A 23,911-nucleotide genomic window follows, 5' to 3' on the forward strand; every position below is an offset into this window, starting at 1 on the left:
AGACCCGCGGTGGGGGTGGAGGGGGAAGCCCGCGCCGCACCCACCGCGCTCCACGGAAGGTCAAGGATGACGCCATCGGACGCCGGCGCCGCCGGCAGCAGCCGCGCCGCAGGCCCGGAGGACGTGCGCCCCGTCGTCGAGATGACCGGGATCTCCATCGAGTTCCCGGGCGTCAAGGCGCTCGACGGCGTGGACCTCCGCCTCCTGCCCGGCGAGGTGCACGCCCTCATGGGCGAGAACGGCGCGGGAAAATCCACGCTGATCAAGGCGCTCACGGGCGTCTACGGCATCGACTCCGGCGAGATCCTCGTCGGCGGCGAGCCGCACCGGTTCTCCGGCCCGGGCGAGGCGCAGGCCGCGGGGATCGCCACCGTGTACCAGGAGGTCAACCTCTGCGAGAACCTCACGGTGGCGGAGAACATCATGCTCGGCAACGAGCCGCGGCGGTTCGGCGCGATCGACTGGCCCCGCACGCGCCGCCGGGCGGCCGAGCACCTCGCCACCATGGGGCTCGACGTCGACCCCGCGTCGTCGCTCGGGTCGCACTCGATCGCCGTGCAGCAGCTCGTCGCGATCAGCCGTGCGATGGTCGTGGACGCCAAGGTGCTCATCCTCGACGAGCCGACGTCCAGCCTCGACGCCGACGAGGTCGCGCGGCTCTTCGCCGTCGTGCGCCGGCTGCGCGACCAGGGCGTCGCGATCCTGTTCGTGTCGCACTTCCTCGAGCAGGTGTTCGAGCTCTCCGACCGCATGACCGTGCTGCGCAACGGCGCGCGCGTGGGGGAGTACCGGACGTCGGAGATCACCCGGAGCGAGCTCGTCTCGCGCATGATCGGCCGGTCGATGGAGGTGCTGGAGGACCTCGAGGTCCGCACCGAGCACACCGTCGACGCGGCCCAGGGCACGCCCTTCGTCCAGGCCGTGGGGCTCGGGCGGCGCGGCTCCGTGCAGGCGTTCGACCTGGACGTCCACGAGGGCGAGGTCGTGGGGCTGGCCGGCCTGCTCGGCTCCGGGCGCACGGAGGTGGCCCGCCTGCTCGCCGGGGCGGACCGGGCCGACACCGGCACGCTGTCGGTGAAGGGCGCCCTGACCCGGCTGCGCACCCCGCGCGCGGCGATCGAGCGGAAGATCGCGTTCTCGTCGGAGGACCGCAAGGCCGAGGGCGTGGTCGGCGACCTGACGGTGCGGGAGAACATCGTGCTCGGCCTCCAGGCGGAGCGCGGCTGGCTGCGCCGGCTGCCCGGCAAGCAGGTCGACGAGATCGTGCACCGGTACATCGAGGCGCTGAACATCCGCCCCGCCAACCCGGACGCCCTGCTGCGCAACCTGTCGGGCGGCAACCAGCAGAAGGTGCTCCTGGCCCGCTGGCTCGCCACCGCCCCCGAGCTGTTCATCCTCGACGAGCCGACGCGCGGCATCGACGTCGGCGCCAAGGCGGAGATCCAGCGCCTGGTGTCCGACCTCGCCGGCCGGGGCATGGCGGTGCTGTTCATCTCCGCGGAGCTCGAGGAGGTGGTGCGGCTCAGCCACCGCATCGCCGTCATGCGCGACCGGCAGAAGGTCGCCGAGCTGACCAACACCGACACCGTCGGCGTCGACGACGTCGTCGAGCTCATCGCGAGCGGAGGGGACCGCTGATGCCCACATCCCAGGCCACCGGCGGGTTCGGCGCCGTCGCGCGCCACCACCTGTTCTGGCCGGTCGTCGCGCTCGTCGCGCTGCTCGCCGTGAACACGGCCGTCCGCCCGGGCTTCCTGTCCGTGTCGATCCTCGACGACCACCTCTTCGGGTCGCCGATCGACATCCTGCGCAACTGCGCCCCGCTCATGCTGGTCGCCCTCGGCATGTCGCTGGTGATCGCCACCCGCGGCATCGACCTGTCCGTGGGTGCCGTGGTCGCGATCTCGGGGGCGGTGGCCCTCACCTTCATCGCGGGCGCACCCGACCCGGCGTCGACGACGACCGTGCTGCTCGCGATCGGGATGGCGCTCGCGCTCGGCCTGGTGCTCGGCGTCTGGAACGGGTTCCTCGTGTCCGTGCTCGGGATCCAGCCGATCATCGCCACGCTCATCCTCATGACCGCCGGCCGCGGTGTCGCGATGCTCATCACCGAGGGGCAGATCACCACGGTCACGAGCGCCCCGTTCAAGATGCTCGGCGCCGGGTACTGGCTCGGGCTGCCCGTCGCGACCCTGGTCGCCTTCGGCGTGTTCGCGCTCGTCGCGCTGCTCGTGCGGCGCACGGCGCTCGGGATGCTCGTCGAGTCGGTCGGCATCAACCCCGCCGCGAGCCGGCTCGCCGGCGTGCGCGCACGGACCATCGTGTGGACGGTCTTCGCGCTGTCCGGCCTCTTCTCCGCGCTGGCCGGCCTGATCCTGTCGTCCAACGTCATGGCGGCCGACGCGAACAACGCCGGCCTGTTCATCGAGCTGGACGCGATCCTCGCCGTCGTCATCGGCGGCACGTCGCTGGCCGGGGGCAAGTTCTCGCTCTCCGGCACCTTCGTCGGCGTGCTCATCATCGCGACGCTGTCGCTCACGGTGACCAACGTCGGCATCTCGCCGCTCGTGACGCCGCTGTTCAAGGCGCTCGTTGTCGCTGCGGTGACGCTGCTCCAGTCGCCCGCCATGCGGCGCAAGCTCTCGGAACGCACGCGACGGCGCGGCAGGACGGCGCCCGTCGCGCCGTCGGACAAGCCTGCGGACGTCGCCACGGACAAGGTGGTGGCCTCATGACGACCCTGGCATCCTCCCGTCCCGGGGCGCCGTCCCCGGACCGCGTGCCCGCCGTCGGACGGCGCCTGCGCGTCGACCGCCGCTACCTGCCCGTGGTCGGCACCCTGGTGGTGTTCGTCCTGCTGCTCGTGGTGGGCGGCGCCCGCTACGACAACTTCCTGTCCGTGGGCGTGCTCGCGAACCTGTTCATCAACAACGCGTTCCTCATCGTGCTGGCCGTCGGGATGACGTTCGTCATCCTCACCGGCGGCATCGACCTCTCGGTCGGCTCGGTGCTGGCGCTGTCGGGGGTGACCGCGGCCTATCTGCTGCGCGCGGGAGTCCCGGCGGGGGTCGTGATCCCGCTCGTCGTGCTCGTCGGCTCGCTGATCGGGCTGCTCGTCGGCGCGATGGTGCACGTCTTCGAGGTGCAGCCGTTCATCGCGACGCTCGCGGCGATGTTCTTCGCCCGCGGCCTGTGCTTCCTCGTCGCCCCGGAGTCGATCCCGATCGACGACGAGACCTTCGTCGCCCTGGCCTCCTGGGACACGTGGGCCGGGGGACAGTGGCGGATCACGTCGAGCGTCGTGATCGCGCTGGTCGTCGTGGCGGTCGCGTTCTACCTGCTGCACTACACGCAGTTCGGCCGCACCGTGTACGCCATCGGCGGCGGGGAGCAGTCGGCCAAGCTCATGGGCCTGCCCGTCGCGCGCACCAAGGTGCTCGTGTACGTCATCAGCGGCACGTGCGCCGGCCTCGGCGGCCTGCTCTTCGCCATGTTCTCGCGGTCGGGCTACTCCTTGACCGGCGTGGGCATGGAGCTGGACGCGATCGCGGCCGTCGTCATCGGCGGCACGCTGCTCACCGGCGGCACCGGCTTCGTGCTCGGGTCCGTGCTCGGCGTCCTCGTGCTCGGCCTCATCCAGACGATCATCACCTTCGAGGGCACCCTCAGCTCGTGGTGGACCAAGATCGTCATCGGCGCGCTGCTGCTGGTCTTCGTGGTCCTGCAGCGGCTGCTCGCCCTGCGGCGCTCCTAGCCGTCCTCCGGCTCCGCGCCTGTCCGGGCGTCGGGTCGTCGGCACACGCCGCCGGCCCGGCGTCCCACCCCCGCACCTGTACGACGACGTACGACACGGAGGTTCTACAACGATGCACACCCGAGCCCGGCAGCACAGACCCCGATGGTCGACGCCCCTGGCGGCGGCGGTCCTCGCCCTCGCGCTGCCCGCCACGGCGGCCGCGGCCGTCCCGCCGCGGGCGGCCCCCGAAGCCGCCGCCGACGACGGCTACGGCGCCTACGTCTTCCCCTACTTCGCCGGCGAGCAGGACGGCGGCGAGAAGATCTACCTGGCCGTCAGCGAGGCGGACGACCCGACCGCGTGGGCGACCCTCAACGGCGGCGAGCCCGTCCTCGAGTCCACGCTCGGCACGAAGGGGCTGCGCGACCCGTTCCTCACCCGCAACCCGGAGACCGGCACGTACTACCTGCTGGCGACCGACCTGAAGATCGCGGGCGGGGGGAACTTCGGCGACGCGCAGGAGACCGGCAGCCGGTCGATGATGGTCTGGTCGTCCGAGGACCTGATCCACTGGTCCGACCAGCGCGAGGTCGAGGTCGCGCCGCCGGGCGCCGGCAACCTCTGGGCGCCCGAGGCGACGTGGGACGCCGCCGCCGGGCAGTTCGTCGTCTACTGGGCGTCGGCGCTGTACCCGGACGACGTCGCGCCGGAGGACCGGGACATCGCGACGTCGTACCAGCGGATGCTGTCGGCCACGACGCCCGACTTCTCCGCGGGGAGCTTCTCCGAGCCGCAGGTGTGGATCGACGAGGAGCGCGGTGCGGGTCGGGGCATGATCGACTCGACGGTCGCGGTCGAGGACGGCACCTACTACCGGTTCACCAAGGACGAGGCGGACATGACCGTCCGCGAGGAGTCGTCCGACGACCTGTCCCGCACGCAGGGCGTGACCGACGGCGACGGGTGGGACCTCGTCGCCGAGCGCGTCGGCGTGGGCGAGCCCAACCCGTGGGGCGGCGAGTTCACCGCGGGCGAGGGGCCCACGGTCTTCCCGTCCCTGACCGACGACTCCTGGTTCATGATGATCGACCAGCCGTCGTACCACGGCGGCCAGGGGTACATGCTGTTCCGCACCGACGACCTGGCGAGCGGCGACTGGACCTCGGAGCCCGACGCCGAGCTGCCGAGCCACCCGCGGCACGGCACGGTGCTGCCGATCACCACCGCCGAGCAGCAGGCGCTGCTCGAGGCGTACCCGGAGGGCGAGCCGGAGGTCGTCGAGCAGCGGCTGACGATCGACTCCGCCGCCGAGCGCACGGAGATGAGCGACGACCTGTACGGCGTCTTCTACGAGGACATCAACTACGCCGCCGACGGCGGCCTGTACGCCGAGCTGGTGCGCAACCGGTCGTTCGAGTTCGCGAAGGAGGACAACGCGGGCTTCACCGGGATGACGGGCTGGGAGCAGACCGGCGGCGGCGAGCTCGCCGTCGAGTCCGAGCGCGGCGAGTGGCTGAACGACAGCAACCGGCACTACCTCACGGTGACCTCCGACGGCACCACCGGCGTCGCGAACTCCTCCTACAACGAGGGCGTCGCGCTGAGCGAGGGGGAGTCGTACGACTTCTCGGTGTGGGCGCGGTCCGACGTCGCCCAGCACCTCACGGCCACCCTCGTGTCCGCCGACGGCGCGACGACGTACGGCACGGCGACGGTCGCCGTCGACGGCTCCGACGACTGGGCGCGGTACACGGCCACCGTGACCGCCTCCGCGACGACGAACGCGGCGCGGCTGCGGGTGACGTCGGGCGCCGAGGGCACGCTGCGCCTCGACATGGTGTCGCTGTTCCCGCAGGACACGTGGGTGGGGCCGGTCAACGGCAGGAGCACGCTGCGCAAGGACCTCGCGGAGAAGGTCGCCGCGCTCGACCCGAGCTTCCTGCGGTTCCCGGGCGGCTGCGTCACCAACGTCGGCACCTTCGACTCCTACCTCGAGTCCGACGGCCAGGACCGGCAACGGACGTACCAGTGGAAGGAGACCATCGGCCCGGTCGAGGAGCGCCCGACCAACTGGAACTTCTGGGGCTACAACCAGTCGTACGGCATCGGCTACCTCGAGTACCTGGAGTTCGCCGAGGACCTCGGCGCCTTCGCGCTGCCCGTCGTGTCCGTGGGCGCCAACGGCTGCGGGTCGCGCATCCCGGAGATGACCGACGAGCAGCGCCCGCGCTGGATCCAGGACACTCTCGACCTCATCGAGTTCGCCACGGGCGGCACGGACACGGAGTGGGGCGCGAAGCGTGCCGAGCTGGGGCACCCGGAGCCGTTCGACCTGCCGTACATCGGCCTGGGCAACGAGGAGAACACGCCGAAGTTCCAGGAGAACTTCCCGGCGTTCCGCGACGCCATCGAGGCGGAGTACCCCGACATCACGGTGATCTCCAACTCCGGGCCCGACGACGCCGGCACGCGGTTCGACGAGCTCTGGGACTTCAACCGCGAGCAGGGCGTCGCGATGGTCGACGAGCACTACTACAACGACCCGTCCTGGTTCCTCACGAACGACGCACGGTACGACTCCTACGACCGGAACGGCCCGCACGTCTTCCTCGGCGAGTACGCGTCGAAGGGCAACACCTTCGGCAACGCGCTCGCGGAGGCGGCGTACATGACCGGGCTGGAGCGCAACTCCGACGTCGTCGAGCTCGCCTCGTACGCGCCGATGTTCGCCAACGAGGACTACGTGCAGTGGTCGCCGGACATGATGTGGTTCGACAACGACCAGTCGTGGGGCTCGGTGAACTACTACACCCAGCAGATGTTCATGACGAACGCCGGCGACCAGGTGGTCCCGTCGGAGCTGGGCGACGGGCCCGACGTCGTCCCGCCGGACGTCGACGGGGGCGTCTTCCTGTCCACGTGGGCCACGCAGGCGCAGTACGACGACGTGCGGGTCACCGACAACGCGACGGGCGACGTCCTGTTCGCGGACTCGTTCGACGACGCGTCGCGCTGGGAGGCGCAGCGCGGGGACTGGTCGGTCCAGGACGGCCGGTACGTGCAGTCCGACGCGGGGGTCGAGGACGCCCGGAGCATCGTGACCGGCGCCTACGACGAGGACTGGCACGACTACACGATGGAGGTGACGGCCCGGAAGGCCGGCGGCGCCGAGGGCTTCCTCGTCGGGTTCGGCGCGAGCGCGAGCGACGACTTCTACTGGTGGAACGTGGGCGGCTGGGGCAACACCCGGTCCGTGCTGGAGCGGGCCGACGGCGCGCGCCAGGGCGAGGTCGCCGCGGCGGAGTCCTTCACGCCGCTGGAGAACGGTCGTGACTACCGGATCAAGGTCGTCGTCGAGGGACGCACCGTCACGCTCTACCTCGACGGCGAGCTGCAGCTCACCTACACGGAGCCGGTGACGAAGTCGCTGTTCCAGGTCGTGACCCACGACGAGGAGACCGGCGAGCTCGTGGCCAAGGTGGTCAACGTCGGCGACGCCGTGGCGCGCACCGACGTCGAGGTCACGGGCGGGTTCGAGCCGGCCGCGACGGCGACGGTCACCGAGATGAAGGCCGACCCGTCGGCGACGAACACCAAGACGCGGCCCGAGCGCGTGGTCCCGGTGGACCGGGCGTTCGAGGGGGCGGGGACGTCGTTCACCTACGACTTCCCGGCGCACTCGATCACGTTCCTCCGGCTCGCCGAGGACGGGGCGGAGCCCGAGGAACCGGCCTGGGACGCCGGCGTGACCTACACCGCCGGCGACCGCGTCGCGCACGACGGGGCCGTCTGGGAGGCCGCCTGGTGGACGCGGGGCCAGACGCCGGGGGAGTCCGACTGGGGCCCGTGGCAGGAGGTCGCCGAGACGGCCGACGGCACCGCGGTGTGGACGTCGTCGCGGATCTTCGACGCCGGTGACGTCGTCGAGCACGAGGGCCGGTCGTACACCGCGAGGTGGTGGACCAGGAACCAGGAGCCGGGCGACCCCCACGGTCCCTGGCGGCCCGCGGGCGCCTGACGCACCGACGGCGACGCGCCCCGGGCGGCGAGCTGTCAGGGCCACGTGCAGGGAAACCCGCACGTGGCCCTGACAGCTGCCGGAGAACGATGCGCAAACGCTGCAAGTCACGCAAGCGGCTTGCGTGATCGCGTGTACAGTCGAGGACATGTCGAGACGACTGGCCGACGTGGCCGCGAAGGTGGGGGTCAGCGAGGCGACGGTCAGCCGGGTGCTCAACGGCAAGCCCGGGGTGTCGCAGGCGACCCGGGACGCCGTGCTCACGGCGCTGGACGTGCTGGGCTACGAGCGGCCCACCAAGCTGCGCGGCGACCGGCCGCGCCTGGTGGGCCTGGTGCTGCCGGAGCTGGCCAACCCGATCTTCCCCGCCTTCGCGGAGGTCGTGGGCGGCGCGCTGGCGCAGCAGGGGTACACGCCGGTGCTGTGCACGCGCACCGCGGGCGGCATCTCCGAGGCGGAGTACATCGACCTGCTGCTGGGCCAGCAGGTGTCGGGGGTCATCTTCGCGGGCGGCTTCTACGCCGAGCGCGACGCCGACCACGCGCACTACGAGCGGCTCCAGGCGCTGAACCTCCCGGTGGTGCTCATCAACGCGTCGATCGAGAGCCTCGACTTCCCGCACGTCTCCTGCGACGACCTCATCGCCACCCACCAGGCGCTGGAGCATCTGGTGTCCATGGGGCACACGCGCATCGGGCTGCTGCTGGGCCCGCGCGACCACGTGCCGTCCGAGCGCAAGCTCGCGGCGGCGCGCGGCTTCGCGGAGCGGCACGGCGTCGAGCTCCCCGACGAGCTCGTCGTGCACAGCCAGTACTCGCTCGAGAGCGGGCAGGCCGCGACGGGCCGGCTGCTCGACGTCGGCGCGACGGCGATCCTGTGCGCGTCCGACCCGCTCGCGCTCGGCGCCGTCCGGGCGGTGCGGCGCGCGGGGCTCGACGTGCCCCGCGACGTGTCGGTGGTCGGCTACGACGACTCCGCGCTGATGAACTCCACGGACCCTGCCCTCACGACCGTCCGGCAGCCGATCGACGCGATGGGCCGGGCCGCGGTCGACATCCTGGCCAGCATGATCGCGGGCGCCACGGTCTCGCGCGACGAGCTGCTCTTCGAGCCGGAGCTCGTCGTGCGGCGCTCGACGGCGGCCGCGCCCCGCCCCGGCGGCTGACGGCGGCACCGCCACCCGCTCCGACCCCGGCGGCCGGCCGGGCGACCTCGTGTCGCCCGGCCGGCCGTTCGTTTGTGCCTGTCTGCGCGCGGCGATGTCGCAGTTTGGTAACGCTGCTGTCGACTTCTTGCGTGCTCTACGTCGGCTCATTACTGTCCTGCTCATCGACGACGACGTGGAAGGGGCTCATCGGTGAGCAAGGGGCAGGACGCCGAGTGGTGGCGCAGCGCGGTGATCTACCAGGTCTACCCGCGCTCGTTCGCCGACGGGAACGGCGACGGCACGGGTGACCTCGCCGGGGTGCGACAGCACCTCGGGTACCTCCGGGACCTCGGGGTCGACGCGATCTGGTTCACCCCCTGGTACGTGTCGCCCCTCGCGGACGGCGGGTACGACGTCGCGGACTACCGCGCGATCGACCCGCAGTTCGGCACGCTCGCCGAGGCGGAGGCCCTCATCGCCGAGGCCCGCGCGCTCGGGATCCGCACGATCGTCGACGTCGTGCCGAACCACGTCTCGTCCGCGCACCCGTGGTTCCGCGCGGCCCTCGCCGCGGGCCCCGGCTCGCCCGAGCGCGAGCGGTTCTGGTTCCGGCCGGGCCGGGGCGAGGACGGCGACGAGCTGCCCACCCGGTGGGTCTCCGACTTCCAGGGCACCACCTGGACGCGCACCACCGACCCCGACGGCACGCCGGGCGAGTGGTACCTCCACCTGTTCGCCCCGTCGCAGCCCGACCTCAACTGGGACCACCCCGACGTGCGTCGTGAGCACGAGGAGGTCCTGCGCTTCTGGTTCGACCGGGGCGCCGCCGGCATCCGCATCGACTCGGCCGCGCTGCTCGTCAAGGACCCGACCCTGCCCGAGGTGCCCGAGCACCCGCGGCCGGGGGAGCACCCGCACGTGGACCGGGACGAGCTGCACGACGTCTACCGGTCCTGGCGGGCCGTGGCCGACTCCTACGACGAGCCGCGCGTGCTCGTCGGTGAGGTGTGGCTGCCGGACACCGAGCGCTTCACCCGGTTCCTGCGCCCCGACGAGATGCACACGGCCTTCAACTTCGACTTCATGGCCCGGCCCTGGGACGCCAAGGCGCTGCGGGAGTCGATCACCACGACGCTCGACGCGCACGCGCCGGTCGCGGCGCCCGCCACCTGGGTGCTGTCCAACCACGACGTCACCCGCCCGGTGACGCGGTACGGGCGCGCGGACTCGTCGTTCGCGTTCACGGCCAAGCGGTTCGACACCCCGACCGACCTGGACCTCGGGCGCCGCCGGGCCCGCGCCGGCGCCCTGCTCGTGGCCGCCCTGCCGGGCGCGCTGTACGTCTACCAGGGCGACGAGCTCGGGCTGCCGGAGGTCGAGGACCTGCCGCGCGAGCTCCTCCAGGACCCCATGCACGACCGGTCGGGCGGCGTCGACCCCGGCCGTGACGGGTGCCGCGTGCCGCTGCCGTGGACCCGCCGCGGCACCTCGCTCGGTTTCGGGCCCGACGACGGCGCGGCGCCCTGGCTGCCGCAGCCGGCGGCGTGGGGCGGGCTGTCCGTCGAGGCCCAGGAGGCGGACCCCGCGTCGATGCTCGCCCTGTACCGCCGAGCGCTCGCGGCCCGGCGCGCGGAGCCCGCGCTGCGGGGCGGCGGCCTGCGCTGGCTCGAGGCGGTCGGTGAGGTCCCGGTCGGTGACGACGTCCTCGCCTTCGCCCGCGACGGCGGCGCGGACGAGCTGGTGTGCGTCGTCAACCTCGGGCCCGAGCCCGTCCCCCTGCCGGCCGGCGCCGACGTCGTGCTGCACAGCGCCGACCCCCGCGAGCCGCTCGTGCGGATCGCCACCGACGTCGCGGTCTGGCTCCGCCCGTGAGGTGCCCCGACCCGACCCCCGACCAGCACCACCGCGGGGACCACCGACGGTCCCCGTCGACGGTCAGACCGACACCGGATCGACAAGGAGTGACGATGAAGTCCACACGAAAGCCGGCCGCGCTCGCCCTGGTGGGCGCGCTCACGGCGAGCACCCTCGCCGCGTGCTCCGGCGGGGGCGACCCCCAGGACGAGAGCACCAACTCGGCGGGTCAGGTCACCCTCTCGGTGGTCTCCCTGCTGCCCGGGTCCACGGAGGAGGCGGTCGCCGCCTTCGAGGACCAGGTCGCGGAGTTCGAGACGGCGAACCCCGACATCGACGTGCAGCCCGAGGAGTACGAGTGGAAGGCGACGACGTTCGCCGCCCAGCTCGCGGGCGGCACGCTGCCCGACGTGTTCGAGATCCCGTTCACCGACGCGCAGGGCCTGGTCGAGAACGGCCAGCTCGCCGACATGGACGCGCAGTTCCGCGCCCTGCCGTACGCGGAGCAGTTCAACCCGACGATCCTCGAGGCCGGCACGGGGGCCGACGGCCACGTGTACGCGATCCCGGCGAAGAACGCCTACCCGGTGGCGCTGCACTACAACCGCCAGCTCTTCGAGTCGGCCGGCCTCGACCCCGACCAGCCGCCGACCACCTGGGAGCAGGTGCGCGAGTACGCCGACAAGATCGCCGACGCCAACCCCGGCGTCGCGGGCTACGCCACGATGACGCAGAACAACACGGGCGGCTGGCAGCTCACGGCACAGACCGTCGCGCGCGGCGGCCGCACCGTGGAGACCGACGCCGACCAGAAGGCCTCGGCGACCCTCGACAACGCGGGCACGAAGGAGACGCTCCAGTTCCTCCACGACCTGCGGTGGGAGGACGAGTCGATGGGCGGCAACTTCCTGCTCGACTGGGGCAGCATCAACCAGGAGTTCGCGGCCGGCCAGGTGGGCATGTTCACCTCCGGCTCCGACATCTACACCTCGCTGGTGCAGACCAACGCCGTCGACCCGGAGACCTACGGCCTCGCGCCGATCCCGCTGTCCGACGCACCGGAGGCGGCGACGCTCACCGGCGGCACCCTCGCCGGTGTGCCGGCGAACGTCGACGAGGGCGTGAAGGACGCCGCGATCAAGTGGATCGACTTCTTCTACCTCAACAAGCTGGTCGACGAGGACCGCGCCGTCGCCGACGCCGCGACGCTCGCCAAGAACGACCAGCCCGTGGGCACGCCCGTCCTGCCGATGTTCTCGAAGGAGCAGTACGAGCTGAACCAGGAGTGGATCGCGGACTACGTCAACGTGCCGCTCGACCAGATGACGGCGTTCACCGACGCGATGTTCGACCTGCCGCTGGCCGGCGAGCCGTCGCAGAAGACGCAGGAGGTGTACGCGCTGCTCGACCCGGTCGTGCAGGCGGTCCTCACCGACGAGGGCGCCGACATCGACGCCCTGCTCGCCGACGCGAACACGCAGGCCCAGGCGCTGCTCGACCAGGGCTGACCGTGACCGTCACGACCACCTCTTCTCGCGGCGACGTCGCCGCACCCGCGCGGGCGGCCGGCGCCGGCCGCCCGCGCCGGGGCCCGGCCACCTGGTTGCGCGGGGGCGGGCTGCACAGCCTCGTCTTCCTGCTGCCGCTGCTGGTGATCTTCGGCGTCTTCTCGTGGTTCCCGATCGTGCGCGCCGTGATCATGAGCGTGCAGGAGACGAACCTCGTCACCGACCCGACGTTCGTCGGGCTGGACAACTTCCGGCACGTCCTGGCCGACCCGCTGCTGTGGAAGGCCGTCAGGAACACGCTGTACTTCGCGTTCCTCGCGCTGCTGTTCGGGTACCCCGTGCCCCTGATCGCCGCGGTGCTCATGCGCGAGGTGCGACGCGGGCGGGGGCTGTACTCCGCGCTCGCGTACCTGCCGGTCGTGGTGCCGCCCGTCGTCGCCGTCCTGCTGTGGAAGTTCTTCTACAAGGGCGGGCCGACGGGCGTGTTCAACACGATCCTCGGCTGGGTGGGGCTCGGCCCGTACCCGTGGCTGCAGGACGCGTCGTGGGCGATGCCGTCGCTCGTGCTCGCCGCGACCTGGGCCGGCGCGGGCGGCACGGTCATCATCTACCTGGCGGCGCTCACGAGCGTGCCCGCCGAGCTGTACGACGCCTCCGAGGTGGACGGCGCGGGCCTGTGGCGCAAGATCTGGCACGTCACCCTGCCGCAGCTGCGCGGGGTCCTGTTCATCACGCTGATCCTGCAGGTCATCGGCACGGCGCAGGTGTTCCTCGAGCCGTACCTGTTCACCGGGGGCGGGCCGAACAACGCGACCGTGACCGTGCTGCTGCTCATCTACCGGTACGCGTTCCAGAACAGCCTGGGCGGCGACTACGGCGCCGCGACCGCGCTGTCGCTCCTGCTCGCCGCCGTCCTCGCGGTCTTCTCGGTCCTCTACTTCCGGCTCACGCGGTCCTGGAGCACGTCATGACCCTCACGACCACCGACCGCCCCCGCCCGGCGCGCGCCGCGCGCCGTCGCGCCGCGTCGCCGTCCGACGACGGCGACCGCGGCGCGCTGTCCGCCCCCGACTGGCGCCGTCCCGCGGTCCGCTGGGGGATGGGCGGCACGCACGTGCTGCTCCTGGTGCTGCTCGTCGTCGTCGGCCTCGGCCCGATGCTGCTGCTGGCGAAGTACGCCGTCACCCCGACGCAGGACATCCTGCGCACGCCCATGGCGGTCTTCCCGCACGGCGTCGCCTGGGAGAACCTCGAGCGCGCCTGGAACGACGTCCAGGTCAGCCGCTACTTCATGAACACCGTGTGGCTGGCGCTCGGGTCGTGGGCCGTGCAGCTCGTGGTCGCGACGACGGGCGGCTACGCGCTGTCCGTGCTGCGGCCGCGCTACGGCAAGGTCGTGCAGGCGCTCGTCCTGTCGACGATGTTCGTGCCCGCCGTCGTGCTGCTCGTCCCGCTGTACCTGACGATCCTCGACCCGCCGCTGCTGGGCCGGTCGCTGGTCGACAGCTTCTGGGCCGTGTGGCTCCCCGCCGGCGCGAGCGCGTTCAACGTGCTGCTGGTGCAGCGGTTCTTCGACAACCTGCCGCGCGAGGTGTTCGAGGCCGCGCGGGTCGACGGCGCGGGGCCGTACCGGCTGTTCTGGTCGATCGTGCTGCCGATGTCGAAGCCGATCCTCGGCGTCGTGTCCGTGTTCGCCGTCATCGCGGCCTGGAAGGACTTCCTGTGGCCGCTGCTGGTGCTCAAGGACCCGGCGATCCAGCCGCTGTCCGTGCGGCTGCCCGCGATCGAGGCGTCCACCGAGCTGGGCGTCTTCCTCGCCGCGCTGGCGATCTCGACCGTGCTGCCGGTGGCGATGTTCCTGGTCTTCCAGCGGCTGTTCCTGCGCGGCGCAGGGCTCGGGGGAGCGGTCAAGGGCTGACGTTCACCCGCCGTGTCGTTGACGCCTGGATAGTCCGAATGCTGATATATGCCCAGATCAGCGACTCTCGGAGGAACGACGTGACCCAGCACGACCCGACGACCGACACCCCGGCCGCCGCACGACCCACGGTGCGCTACCGCGGGCGGCACCTGCCGATGGTCGCGGTGGTCGTCGCCGCGACCATCGCGACCGCCCTGGCGTACAGCGGCATGGTGCTCTTCGGCCTGGAGGTGGCGGGGATGTCCCCGGCGGAGGCGTACGCCCTCGCCGGCTTCCTCGAGGTCAGCCTCGTCGCCGTCGCCCTCATGGCGCGCAACGCCGCCCTGGAGGGCCGCCCGTACGGCGTGCTCCTCACCCTGACGTGGATCCTGTCGGGCACGTCGGGCATGTTCGCCGCGCTGCACGAGATCGCCGTGCCGGACGCGAGCACCCCGTACATGGTCGCGTTCCGGTTCGTGCCGCCGCTGGTCGCCGCGCTCATGTGGCACCTGGCGCTGGTGGGCGAGCGCCACCTCGTCACGGGCCACACGCTCGACGAGCGCCGCCGGGAGCACCGCGTGCACCAGTACGTCACCGCCCTCGAGGTGTGGCGCGACGCGCGGCTCGACAGCACCGGGAACCACGCGGGGATGCGCAAGGTGCGCACGGCGCACAGCCGTCAGCGGGCCGCGCGTGACGCCGCGCTGAAGCTGCTCACGGTCGAGGACTTCGAGCGGCGCATGCAGGTCTGGGTGGAGCGGCTCGAGGCCGCCGAGCGGCACGGCAACCGTCTCGACCTCATCGGCGCCAGCTCGATCGAGCGCGGCGTCGCCCGCGGCACGTCCCCCGCCGGCCCGCGCGCGCTGCCGGCGCCCGCGGCCTCGCCCGTCGCGCTGGTCGCGGCCCCGCCGGCGGTGCAGGAGCCGGGCGCCCGCCCGGCGGTCGAGGACGCCGCGGCGGACGCCTTCGCCGACGACCTCCAGGCGGCGCTCACCGGCGCGACGGAGGTCGTGGAGGCGGACGAGCAACCCGACGTGCCGGTGGACGACGTCACCGTGGCGGCCTGGTTCGACGACCTGGACGAGGACCTGGGGCCCGACCCGTCGCGCGAGCCCGCCCAGGACGTCGTCGCCGAGGACACCGCCGAGGACATCGCCGAGGACACCGCCGACGTCACCCCGGAGCGGTCGTCCGCGGACGTCGAGGCGGAGGCGGGCCTGCCTGGCACGCGTGAGCCGCTGCCGGAGACGGGGCACACCCGCCGGGTCGAGGTGTTCGACCTGCTGCGGCAGTCGGACCCGGCACTGGGAGACGCGCTCGCCCAGCGGTCCGCGTTCCTCACGGCGCACGGGGGGCCGGCGACGGCTGAGCCTGCCGACGACACGGAGCCGGCGGACGCGCCCGAGGCGCCCTACACCGCGGAGGAGGCCGCCGACCTGACGGCCGACACGGCGTTCGACGACCGGGGGGACCGCGACCGCCGCATCGTCGAGCTCGCCGACGACGGGCTCACGCACCGCGAGATCGCCGAGCGCTTCGACGTGTCCCGCGCGACGGTCAGCCGCGTGGTGAGGCGGCACGCCACCGTCTGACGTCCGGTCGTCGGGCGGCTCGTCGGCGCGGCCGTCAGCGCAGCGCCGCGAGCATCGCGCCGACAGTCGCGGCCGCCAGCGCGATCAGCACCAGGGTGGGCAGGCGCTGCCCGAACGGTCGTCTCATCCTCGCCCCCGGTCCTTGTCGCGGTCCTCGTCGTCGCGGTCGTCGTCGCGGTCGTCGTCGCGGTCGTCGTCGCGGTCGTCGTCGCGGTCGTCGTCGCGGTCCTCGTCCCGGTCCGCGTCGTCCTCGCGCCGGTCCTCGAGCTCGTCCTGCTCGTCGTCCAGCCGGTCCTCGAGCTCCTCGCGTTCCTCCTCCGACGGGGGCCCGGACGCGGAGAACCAGGCGAAGCCGCCGACGCCGGCGACCACCGCGACGGCGAGGCCCTCGACGACGTCGCGACGCGACGGCCCCGGCCCGTCCGGGACGGGGGCGTCGGGCGCGGCGCCGGGGCCGGTCACGCGCCGCCGCCGGTGAGGTACCAGAGCGCCGAGGTGGACCAGACGAGGGCGAGCAGCGCGACGACGAGGCCGCCCAGCAGCGGCAGCACGACGGGCGGCAGGGCGCGCACGCGCAGGGCGAGCATCTTGACAGTGAACGCCCCGTAGAACAGGCAGCCGGCGACGGAGTGCACCAGCACGCGGGAGGGCTCGCCCTCCAGCCCGATCGACCAGACGCACGCGAAGGCCACGGGGAGCGTCAGCCCGAACGCCGCCACGCCGCTCCACCGGTGCAGCAGGCCGACCCAGCTCGGAGCCTCCCGGACGCCCGGCAGCCGGCCGTACATCGCCAGGGCGGAGGCGAGCTGGACCAGGAGGAGCGTGACGGCGGCGGTGGACAGCCACGTCTTCATCTCGAGCATGCTGGTGAACCACAGCGTCAGCAGCGGCGCGCCGTCGCCCGGGTGGGCGTCGGCGTACGCGCCGAGGGCGGCGGCGACGCCCACGCCGGCCGCCGTCGCGGCGGCCAGGGCCCAGCGCCACGTCGCGCGGGGGACCGCGGGGGACTCGCCCATGCGAGTCACAGTGCCCGGTCCGCCGGGTGCCGGCCACCGGACACGACGCCGAACAGGCGGTTGCGCACCTCCTGAGGTCTCACAAGGTGCGCAACCGCCAGTTCGGCGTCGGCGGGACGGTCAGGCGCGGGCGAACGTCCCCGCGAAGGCGGTCCAGGACTCCGGCGCGAGGCGCACGCGGGTCGTGCCCGCGTCACCCGGCGTCGCGGCGGAGGCGACGTCGACGACGGACCAGCAGGCCTCGGCGACCTTCGCCGCGTGCTCGGCGCCCTCGACGGCGGGCTCGTGGTCCGCGACCATCTGCCAGCCCTCGATGAGGCCGAGCGCGGCGCCGACGTGGGCCAGCTCCACCTCGACCACCCGGTCGGACCGGTTCGTGAGGAACAGGCCGAGCGAGCCGTCGTCGTCCACGGTCGCGGCGGCCGTGACGACCGGCGCCGTGCCGTGCTGCGCGGTGTCGTACGTCGGCGCGTCCACCCGCACGTCGAGCGCCGTGCCGCGGGCCAGCCGCGACGTCGTCGCGAACGGGTGGAAGGTGGGCTGGCGCCACGCCTCGCCGCCGGGCGCGGTCATGATCGGCGCGATGACGTTGACGAGCTGCGCGAGGCAGGCCACCGGCACGCGGTCGGCGTGGTTGAGCAGGGTGACCATGAGGTCGCCGACCACGACGGCGTCGAGGCCGGAGTAGACGTCCTCGATGATGCGCGGGGCGTCGCGCTGGATCGGCAGGTTCTCCTCCCCGCCGAAGCGGGTCGTGTTGTACCAGACGTTCCACTCGTCGAAGCTGATGGTGATCGCCTTGTCGCTGCGCCGCTCCGCGCCGACGGCGTCCGCCGAGGCGACGACGCGGTCGATGAAGCGGTCCATCGCGGTGCCCGACGCGAGGAATGACGCGCGGTCGCCGTCGATCTCCTCGTAGTAGGCGTGCATGGAGATGTGGTCGACCAGGTCGTACGTGTACGACAGGACGGTGCGCTCCCACTCGCCGAACGTGGGCATCTGCATGGACGACGAGCCGCACACGATCAGCGAGATCGACGGGTCGACGAGCTTCATGGCCTTGCCGGCCTCGGCCGCGAGCTTGCCGTACTCGTGGGCGTCCTTCTGCCCGATCTGCCACGGGCCGTCCATCTCGTTGCCGAGGCACCACAGCGTCACGCCGTAGGGCTTCTCGCGGCCGTTGGCGATGCGCAGGTCGGCCCACCCGGTGCCGGCCTCGCCGTTGCAGTACTCGACCAGGGCGGCGGCGGCCGCGACGCCGCGGGTGCCGAGGTTGACCGCCATCATCGGCTCGACGCCCTCGCGCTCCGCCCACTGCAGGAACTCGTCGGTGCCGACGAGGTTGGGCTCGACGGTGCGCCACGCGAGGTCGAGGAACGGCTTGCGCTGCTCGACGGGGCCGACGGCGTCCTCCCACACGTAGTTGGAGACGAAGTTGCCGCCGGGGTAGCGGACCATCGGCACGCCCAGCTCGTGGACGAGGTCGGCGACGTCGCGGCGGAAGCCGTGCTCGTCGGCGGTGGGGTGGCCCGGCTCGTAGATGCCGGTGTACACGGCGCGGCCGAGGTGCTCGACGAACGAGCCGAACAGACGGCGGTCGACGGCGCCGCGGCGGAAGTCGGGGTGCAGGGTGACGCGGGCGCCGGCGGCGGCGGGGGCCTCGTCGGGAGCAGCGGTGTCGGGGCGGGCATCGGTCTGGGGAGCCGTCATGGGTCTCACGTTCCTCGTCGAAGTGGGCGATGGTGAAGCCACCGTGTACAACGATGTAGAGTCAACCACGGTCGCCGCGCGCGGCACCAATCGGCCCAGGAGGATCTGGGTCCGGACGACTCGAGGAGGAATCGGCAATGCGCAGAGGCTTGCGACGCGCCGTGGCGGCGACGGCCGCCGGGCTGGCCGGCCTGTCGCTCGCGGCGTGCGCGCCCGGGGGCGACGCGGGCTCGGCGAACAACACGAGCTGCACCAACGAGATCACCAAGCCCGACGCCACCCGCGTCACCCTCTGGGCCTGGTACCCCGCCGTCGAGCAGATCGTGGACACGTTCAACGCCCAGCACGACGACGTCCAGATCTGCTGGACCAACGCGGGCCAGGGCGCCGACGAGTACGGCAAGTTCTCCACCGCCCTCGAGGCGGGCACCGGCGCTCCCGACGTCATCCAGCTCGAGTCGGAGATCCTGCCGACGTACACGATCCTCGACGGCCTCGCGGACCTCGCGCCCTACGGCGCGGCCGACCTGGAGGACCAGTTCCCGGCCGGCGCCTGGTCGGACGTCTCCAGCGGCGGCTCGGTGTTCGCCGTGCCGGTCGACGGCGGCCCCGTGGGCATGCTGTACCGGGCCGACATCTTCGAGGAGTACGGCGTCGAGCCGCCGACCACCTGGGACGAGTTCGCCCAGGCCGCGCAGGACCTGCGCGACGCCGGCTACGACGGCTACATCACCAACTACGCGACGAACGGCGGCGCGTTCAACTACGCGCTGTTCGCGCAGGCCGGCTGGGCGCCGTTCGCCTACGACCCGGCCCGGCGCGACCAGATCGGCATCGACGTCGACACCCCCGAGGCGCGCCAGGTCCTGTCCTACTGGGAGGACCTCATCGACCGCGGCCTCGTGGCCAGCGACGACGCGTTCACCAGCGACTACAACACGTCCCTGGTGGACGGCACGTACGCCGTCTACATCGCCGCCGCGTGGGGGCCGGGCTACCTCGAGGGGCTGTCGGACGCCGACTCCGGCGCCGAGTGGAAGGCCGCGCCGCTGCCCCAGTGGGACCCGGCGGACCCGGTGCAGGTGAACCAGGGCGGCTCGGCGCTCGCCGTCACCTCGCAGGCCACGGACCCGGAGGCGGCCGCCACCGTCGCCATGGAGCTGTTCGACGACGAGGAGACGTGGAAGATCGGCGTCGAGGACGCCGGCCTGTTCCCGCTGTGGAACCTCGCGCTCGACGCGCCGTGGTTCACCGACCGCCGCTACCCGTTCTTCGGCGGCCAGCAGGTCAACCGCGACGTCTTCCTCGACGCTGCCGCGCAGTACCCGGGGTTCACGTTCAGCCCGTTCCAGGTGTACGCCTACGACCGCCAGACCATGGCCCTCCACGACATGGTCGAGGGCGGCTCGACCGCCGCCGACGCGCTGGCGACCATCCAGGACAGCCTGGTGCGCTACGCCGAGCAGCAGGGGTTCACGGTCCGATGACACGCCCAGAGACGACACGCACGGAAGCGACCGGAGGGAGCGCCTCGATGGCCTCGACGACGACGCAGGCGGCTCCCGCGCCCGCCCGGGCCGGGAGCCGGGGCGGTGGGCCGAGCCTGCTGGACACGAAACGACAGTGGTGGGGGTGGCTCTTCCTCGCCCCGTTCACGATCGTGTTCGTGCTCTTCCTGCTGGTGCCGCTGGCGTACGCCTTCTGGCTCAGCCTGCACACCAAGGGCATCGCGACGGGCGGCGAGAGCGTCTTCACCGGCGTCGCGAACTACGTGCGCGTGTTCACCGACGCGGACTTCCTGTCCGGCATGGCACGCGTGGGCCGGTTCGTGCTCGTCATGGTGCCGATCCAGATCGGCCTCGCGGTGGCGATCGCGCTCGTGCTCGACACGCTGGCCACCCGGCTGTCGAAGGCCTCGCGGCTGCTGGTGTTCGTGCCGTACGCGATCCCCGCGGTCATCGGCGCCCTCATGTGGGGCTTCCTGTACAGCCCGCGGTTCGGGCCCGCGAACGACGTCTTCGGGATCTTCGGCCTGGCCGCGCCCGACTTCCTCAGCCGCGACCTCGTCTTCGGCTCCCTGGTGAACATCGTGACCTGGCAGTGGGTCGGCTACTACATGATCATCGTCTACGCCGCGCTGCGGGCGATCGACCCGTCGGTGTACGAGGCGGCCAGGCTCGACGGCGCCGGGAACTGGGCGATCGCGTTCCGGATCAAGATCCCGATGATCGCGTCGTCGATGGTGATGATCGTGGTGTTCGCGCTCATCGGCACCCTGCAGTTCTTCACCGAGCCGACGGTGCTGCGGTCGGTCGCGCAGGGCGCGATCCCCACCACCTACACCCCGAACATGTACGCGTACTCGATGGCGTTCTCCTACAGCCAGTTCAACTACGCCTCCACGATCGCGTTCGCGCTGGGGATCCTCGTGTTCATCGGGTCGTACGTCTTCCTGTACGCCACCCGCAAGCAGAGCGGACTGAAGTGATGACGACGGCGACGACGCAGCAGACCTCCCCGCGCCGGGCCGGACAGCGCCGGGCCGGACAGCGCCGGACCGGACAGCGTCGGATCGGCTCCCACCTGTTCCTGCTCCTCGCGGTGCTCTACTTCGTCGTGCCGCTGTGGTGGCTCGTGGTCGGGTCCACGAAGTCGAACAGCGGCCTGTTCGTGGGCTCCGGCGGCGCCCTGTGGTTCAACGACGAGTTCGCGCTGTGGGACAACGTGAAGCAGCTGTTCACCTACCAGGGCGGCATCTACTGGACGTGGATGCGCAACTCGTTCGTGTACGCGATCGTCGGCGGCGTGGGGTCCACGGTGCTCGCCGTGCTGGCCGGGTACGCCCTGGCCAAGTACCGGTTCCGCGGCCGCAACCTCTACTTCTCGATGCTGCTCGGTTCCGTGATGGTGCCGCTGACGGCGCTGACGATCCCCACGTTCGTGCTGCTGAGCCAGCTCGGCATGATCAACACGATGTGGGCCGTGATCCTGCCGTCGCTGCTCAGCCCGATCGGCGTCTACCTCGTGCGCGTGTACGCCGTGGACGCCATCCCGGACGAGATGCTCGACGCCGGGCGCGTCGACGGCGCGGGGGAGCTGCGCCTGTTCTTCCGCGTCGCCCTGCCGCTGCTGCGGCCGGCGTTCGTCACGGTGCTGCTGCTGACGACCGTCGCGACGTGGAACAACTTCTTCCTCCCGCTGGCGGTGCTGCGCGACCCGCAGCTGCTGCCCGTCACCGTGGGCATCAACCAGTGGCAGACGCTGTCGAACGCGGGCGCGGGCGGCGAGCAGGTGTGGAACCTCATCACCACCGGCGCGCTGGTGTCGATCCTGCCGCTGATCGTGGCGTTCCTCGCCCTGCAGAAGTACTGGCAGGGCGGGCTGTCCCTCGGGTCGATCAAGTGACGCGCGACGGCGCCCCGGGCGGGGCGGGGCCCGTGGGCGGCGCGCTGCCCGCGGCGTGCACCCGCCCGCTGCCCGCGGGCGCGGCGCGGCTCGGGCCGGCGGGCCTGCTCGGGCGGTGGCAGGAGCGCAACGCCGCCGCGACCCTGCCGCACTGCCTGACGGCGCTCGAGACGTCGGGGGCGCTGGACAACCTGCGCCGCCTCCTCGACCCGGCCGACCCCGAACATCACGACGGCCCGTACCGCGGCTTCAACTTCGTGGACTCCGACGTGCACAAGACGCTCGAGGCGGCCGCCTGGGAGTCGGCTCGTGCCGGCGCCCCGCGGCACGAGGAGGAGGTGCGGCGCGTCGTCGACCTGCTGCGCCGGGCCCAGGCGCCGTCGGGCTACCTGGACTCGCACGTGCTCGGCGCCCCCGCCGGGTCCGGCGGCGCGCCGTCCGCCGCCCAGTACGCCGACCTGCGCTGGGGACACGAGCTGTACGTCCTCGGCCACCTGGTGCAGGCGGGGATCGCGCGGGCGCGCGCCACGGGCCAGGACGACCTCCTCGACGTCGCGATGGCGTGGGCGGACGACGTCGTGTCCCGCCTGGCCGACGGCGAGGAGCTCGTGTGCGGGCACCCGGAGGTCGAGTCGGCGTTCGTGGAGCTCTACCGCGAGACGGGCGACCCTGCGTACCGGGAGGCCGCCCGGCGGATGCTCGACCTGCGCGGGCACGGCCGCCTCGGCTCCGGCCCGTTCGAGCCGGCCTACCACCAGGACGCGACGCCGGTGCGCGCCGCGGACGAGGTGGCCGGGCACGCCGTGCGGCAGCTCTACCTGCTGGCGGGCGTCGTCGACCTCTATCTCGAGACGGGCGAGGACGCGCTGCTCGCGGCCGCCGCGCGGCAGTGGGACGACGCGCACGGGCGCCGCACCTACGTCACCGGCGGGATGGGGTCGCGGCACAAGGACGAGTCCTTCGGGGACCCGTACGAGCTGCCGCCCGACCGGGCGTACGCCGAGTCGTGCGCCGGGGTGGCGAGCGTGCTGTGGGACTGGCGGATGCTGCTCGCCACCGGCGAGGCGCGGTACGCGGACTCGCTCGAGCACGCCCTGCTCAACGTGGTCGCGGCGGCCACCTCCACGGACGGCACGGCCTTCTTCTACTCCAACCCGTTGCAGGTGCGCACCGGCCACGACGGGACGGACGAGTACCAGGCCTCCGGCCGGCGCGGCTGGTTCGCCTGCGCCTGCTGCCCGCCCAACCTGGCCCGGCTCGTCGCGTCGCTGCACACGATGGTCGCCACCCGGGACGCCGAGGACGGCGCGCTCGCCGTGCACCTGTACGGCGACGCCGACCTCGACGTCGCTCCCGATGCCGGGCTCGGCGCGGGGGAGGGCGTGCGCGTGCAGGTGCGCACCGGCTACCCGTGGGACGGCGACGTCCACCTCACCGCGGACGAGCCGTCGCCGGTGCCGCTCGCGCTGCGGCTGCCCGGCTGGGCGGACCCCGCGCGCACCCGGCTGGAGGTGGACGGCGAGGCCGTCGACGCCGCCACGGCGCTCGACGCGCGCGGCTACCTGCGGGTCGGCGCGGGCGCGCGCCGCGTGCGGCTGAGCTTGCCGATGGAGCCGAGGGCGCTCGCCGCGCACCCGCACGTCGACGCCGCGCGCGGCTGCGTCGCCCTGGCCCGCGGGCCCGTGGTGCACTGCCTGGAGCAGGTCGACCACCCCGGGGTCGTCCTCGAGGACGTGACGCTCGACCTCGCCGCCGGCCTCGAGGTGGGGCCGGCGGACGACGCCCTGGGCGTGGGGGCGACGCTGCTCGGTGCCGGGCGCGCGACGCCGTCCGCGGGGCTCGCGCTCTACCGCACCGTGGACGGCGACGCGGCGTCCGACGACGCGCGCGGCACCGTGGAGCTGCAGGTCCGGGCCGTGCCCTACGCTGTGTGGGGCAATCGAGGAGAGGGTCCGATGCGGGTCTGGGTCCCGGCCGCGGCATCGGCGCGGCCCGGCGACCGAGGGCGGTCGGGAAGGTGAGCGG

The 23,911-nt window shown here is 72.6% G+C and carries 17 protein-coding genes; 14 read left to right on the forward strand and 3 right to left on the reverse strand.

Going from position 1 to position 23,911, the window contains the following annotated elements; translation table 11 throughout:
• Positions 1-66: 66 nt before the first annotated feature.
• The 10 genes from ACFVS0_RS05235 to ACFVS0_RS05280 all read left to right on the forward strand — a co-directional run bounded on the left by ACFVS0_RS05235 (position 67) and on the right by ACFVS0_RS05280 (position 15,755).
• A complete protein-coding gene (locus tag ACFVS0_RS05235; RefSeq protein ID WP_430552506.1) occupies positions 67-1,638 on the forward strand; it encodes a sugar ABC transporter ATP-binding protein in 1,572 nt (523 codons plus the stop codon).
• Positions 1,638-2,735 (forward strand): ABC transporter permease, encoded by a 1,098-nt coding sequence (locus ACFVS0_RS05240; RefSeq protein ID WP_430564852.1) that lies wholly within the window; start codon positions 1,638-1,640, stop codon positions 2,733-2,735. Before ACFVS0_RS05235 ends, ACFVS0_RS05240 begins: the two co-directional genes overlap by 1 nt.
• Positions 2,732-3,754, forward strand: a complete 1,023-nt coding sequence (gene yjfF, locus ACFVS0_RS05245; RefSeq protein ID WP_430552504.1) for a galactofuranose ABC transporter, permease protein YjfF — start codon at positions 2,732-2,734, stop codon at positions 3,752-3,754. The genes ACFVS0_RS05240 and yjfF overlap by 4 nt, the downstream gene beginning before the upstream one ends.
• 112 nt (positions 3,755-3,866) lie before the next feature.
• Positions 3,867-7,754: an alpha-L-arabinofuranosidase C-terminal domain-containing protein gene (locus ACFVS0_RS05250; protein WP_430587358.1), complete on the forward strand. Its 3,888-nt coding sequence runs from the start codon at positions 3,867-3,869 to the stop codon at positions 7,752-7,754.
• A gap of 148 nt (positions 7,755-7,902) precedes the next feature.
• Positions 7,903-8,919 (forward strand): LacI family DNA-binding transcriptional regulator, encoded by a 1,017-nt coding sequence (locus ACFVS0_RS05255; protein ID WP_430552502.1) that lies wholly within the window; start codon positions 7,903-7,905, stop codon positions 8,917-8,919.
• Positions 8,920-9,111: 192 nt separating this feature from the next.
• A complete protein-coding gene (locus tag ACFVS0_RS05260) occupies positions 9,112-10,773 on the forward strand; it encodes a glycoside hydrolase family 13 protein (RefSeq protein ID WP_430587359.1) in 1,662 nt (553 codons plus the stop codon).
• Positions 10,774-10,868: 95 nt separating this feature from the next.
• Positions 10,869-12,263, forward strand: coding sequence for an extracellular solute-binding protein (locus ACFVS0_RS05265; protein WP_430587360.1), 1,395 nt, complete (start codon positions 10,869-10,871; stop codon positions 12,261-12,263).
• A 2-nt stretch (positions 12,264-12,265) separates the two neighbouring features.
• Positions 12,266-13,234 (forward strand): carbohydrate ABC transporter permease, encoded by a 969-nt coding sequence (locus ACFVS0_RS05270; protein WP_430586678.1) that lies wholly within the window; start codon positions 12,266-12,268, stop codon positions 13,232-13,234.
• Entirely contained in the window at positions 13,231-14,181 is a 951-nt protein-coding gene (locus ACFVS0_RS05275) for a carbohydrate ABC transporter permease (protein WP_430587361.1), read from the forward strand. The genes ACFVS0_RS05270 and ACFVS0_RS05275 overlap by 4 nt, the downstream gene beginning before the upstream one ends.
• Before the next feature lie 80 nt (positions 14,182-14,261).
• Entirely contained in the window at positions 14,262-15,755 is a 1,494-nt protein-coding gene (locus ACFVS0_RS05280; RefSeq protein WP_430587362.1) for a helix-turn-helix domain-containing protein, read from the forward strand.
• A gap of 123 nt (positions 15,756-15,878) precedes the next feature.
• On the opposite strand, the gene ACFVS0_RS05285 is transcribed toward ACFVS0_RS05280, so the two are convergent.
• The 3 genes from ACFVS0_RS05285 to ACFVS0_RS05295 form a co-directional block, all read right to left on the reverse strand.
• The gene (locus tag ACFVS0_RS05285) at positions 15,879-16,217 is read right to left on the reverse strand and encodes a hypothetical protein (RefSeq protein ID WP_430587363.1); all 339 of its coding nucleotides are present in this window, start codon (positions 16,215-16,217) and stop codon (positions 15,879-15,881) included.
• The gene (locus ACFVS0_RS05290) at positions 16,214-16,771 is read right to left on the reverse strand and encodes a DUF6529 family protein (protein ID WP_430549509.1); all 558 of its coding nucleotides are present in this window, start codon (positions 16,769-16,771) and stop codon (positions 16,214-16,216) included. Before ACFVS0_RS05290 ends, ACFVS0_RS05285 begins: the two co-directional genes overlap by 4 nt.
• A 120-nt stretch (positions 16,772-16,891) precedes the next feature.
• On the reverse strand, positions 16,892-18,481 hold the full coding sequence (locus ACFVS0_RS05295) for an alpha-N-arabinofuranosidase (RefSeq protein ID WP_430587364.1): 1,590 nt from the start codon (positions 18,479-18,481) through the stop codon (positions 16,892-16,894).
• Between the two features lie 137 nt (positions 18,482-18,618).
• Between ACFVS0_RS05295 and ACFVS0_RS05300 the strand changes: the two genes are divergently transcribed.
• From ACFVS0_RS05300 to ACFVS0_RS05315, 4 genes are read left to right on the forward strand one after another with little or no spacing between them, the layout of a single operon-like run.
• Complete coding sequence (locus ACFVS0_RS05300; protein ID WP_430587365.1) at positions 18,619-19,968, forward strand: ABC transporter substrate-binding protein; 1,350 nt, start codon at positions 18,619-18,621, stop codon at positions 19,966-19,968.
• A gap of 47 nt (positions 19,969-20,015) precedes the next feature.
• Entirely contained in the window at positions 20,016-20,969 is a 954-nt protein-coding gene (locus ACFVS0_RS05305; RefSeq protein ID WP_430564176.1) for a carbohydrate ABC transporter permease, read from the forward strand.
• Positions 20,969-21,886 carry a carbohydrate ABC transporter permease gene (locus tag ACFVS0_RS05310; RefSeq protein ID WP_430587366.1) on the forward strand — a complete coding sequence of 306 codons (918 nt, stop codon included), beginning with the start codon at positions 20,969-20,971 and terminating at the stop codon, positions 21,884-21,886. The genes ACFVS0_RS05305 and ACFVS0_RS05310 overlap by 1 nt, the downstream gene beginning before the upstream one ends.
• Positions 21,883-23,907 (forward strand): glycoside hydrolase family 127 protein, encoded by a 2,025-nt coding sequence (locus ACFVS0_RS05315; protein WP_430587367.1) that lies wholly within the window; start codon positions 21,883-21,885, stop codon positions 23,905-23,907. Before ACFVS0_RS05310 ends, ACFVS0_RS05315 begins: the two co-directional genes overlap by 4 nt.
• Positions 23,908-23,911 lie beyond the last annotated feature (4 nt).

Origin of the sequence: Isoptericola sp. NPDC058082 (genome assembly GCF_042885055.1) — a bacterium.
Classification (GTDB): domain Bacteria; phylum Actinomycetota; class Actinomycetes; order Actinomycetales; family Cellulomonadaceae; genus Isoptericola.

Excerpts from the sequence above, each read along its gene's own strand:
- ACFVS0_RS05235 (WP_430552506.1), top strand. The coding sequence starts at position 67 with ATGACGCCATCGGACGCCGGCGCCGCCGGCAGCAGCCGCGCCGCAGGC.
- ACFVS0_RS05240 (WP_430564852.1), top strand. The coding sequence starts at position 1,638 with ATGCCCACATCCCAGGCCACCGGCGGGTTCGGCGCCGTCGCGCGCCAC.
- yjfF (WP_430552504.1), top strand. The coding sequence starts at position 2,732 with ATGACGACCCTGGCATCCTCCCGTCCCGGGGCGCCGTCCCCGGACCGC.
- ACFVS0_RS05250 (WP_430587358.1), top strand. The coding sequence starts at position 3,867 with ATGCACACCCGAGCCCGGCAGCACAGACCCCGATGGTCGACGCCCCTG.
- ACFVS0_RS05255 (WP_430552502.1), top strand. The coding sequence starts at position 7,903 with ATGTCGAGACGACTGGCCGACGTGGCCGCGAAGGTGGGGGTCAGCGAG.
- ACFVS0_RS05265 (WP_430587360.1), top strand. The coding sequence starts at position 10,869 with ATGAAGTCCACACGAAAGCCGGCCGCGCTCGCCCTGGTGGGCGCGCTC.
- ACFVS0_RS05275 (WP_430587361.1), top strand. The coding sequence starts at position 13,231 with ATGACCCTCACGACCACCGACCGCCCCCGCCCGGCGCGCGCCGCGCGC.
- ACFVS0_RS05290 (WP_430549509.1), bottom strand. The coding sequence starts at position 16,771 with ATGGGCGAGTCCCCCGCGGTCCCCCGCGCGACGTGGCGCTGGGCCCTG.
- ACFVS0_RS05295 (WP_430587364.1), bottom strand. The coding sequence starts at position 18,481 with ATGACGGCTCCCCAGACCGATGCCCGCCCCGACACCGCTGCTCCCGAC.
- ACFVS0_RS05300 (WP_430587365.1), top strand. The coding sequence starts at position 18,619 with ATGCGCAGAGGCTTGCGACGCGCCGTGGCGGCGACGGCCGCCGGGCTG.
- ACFVS0_RS05305 (WP_430564176.1), top strand. The coding sequence starts at position 20,016 with ATGGCCTCGACGACGACGCAGGCGGCTCCCGCGCCCGCCCGGGCCGGG.
- ACFVS0_RS05310 (WP_430587366.1), top strand. The coding sequence starts at position 20,969 with ATGACGACGGCGACGACGCAGCAGACCTCCCCGCGCCGGGCCGGACAG.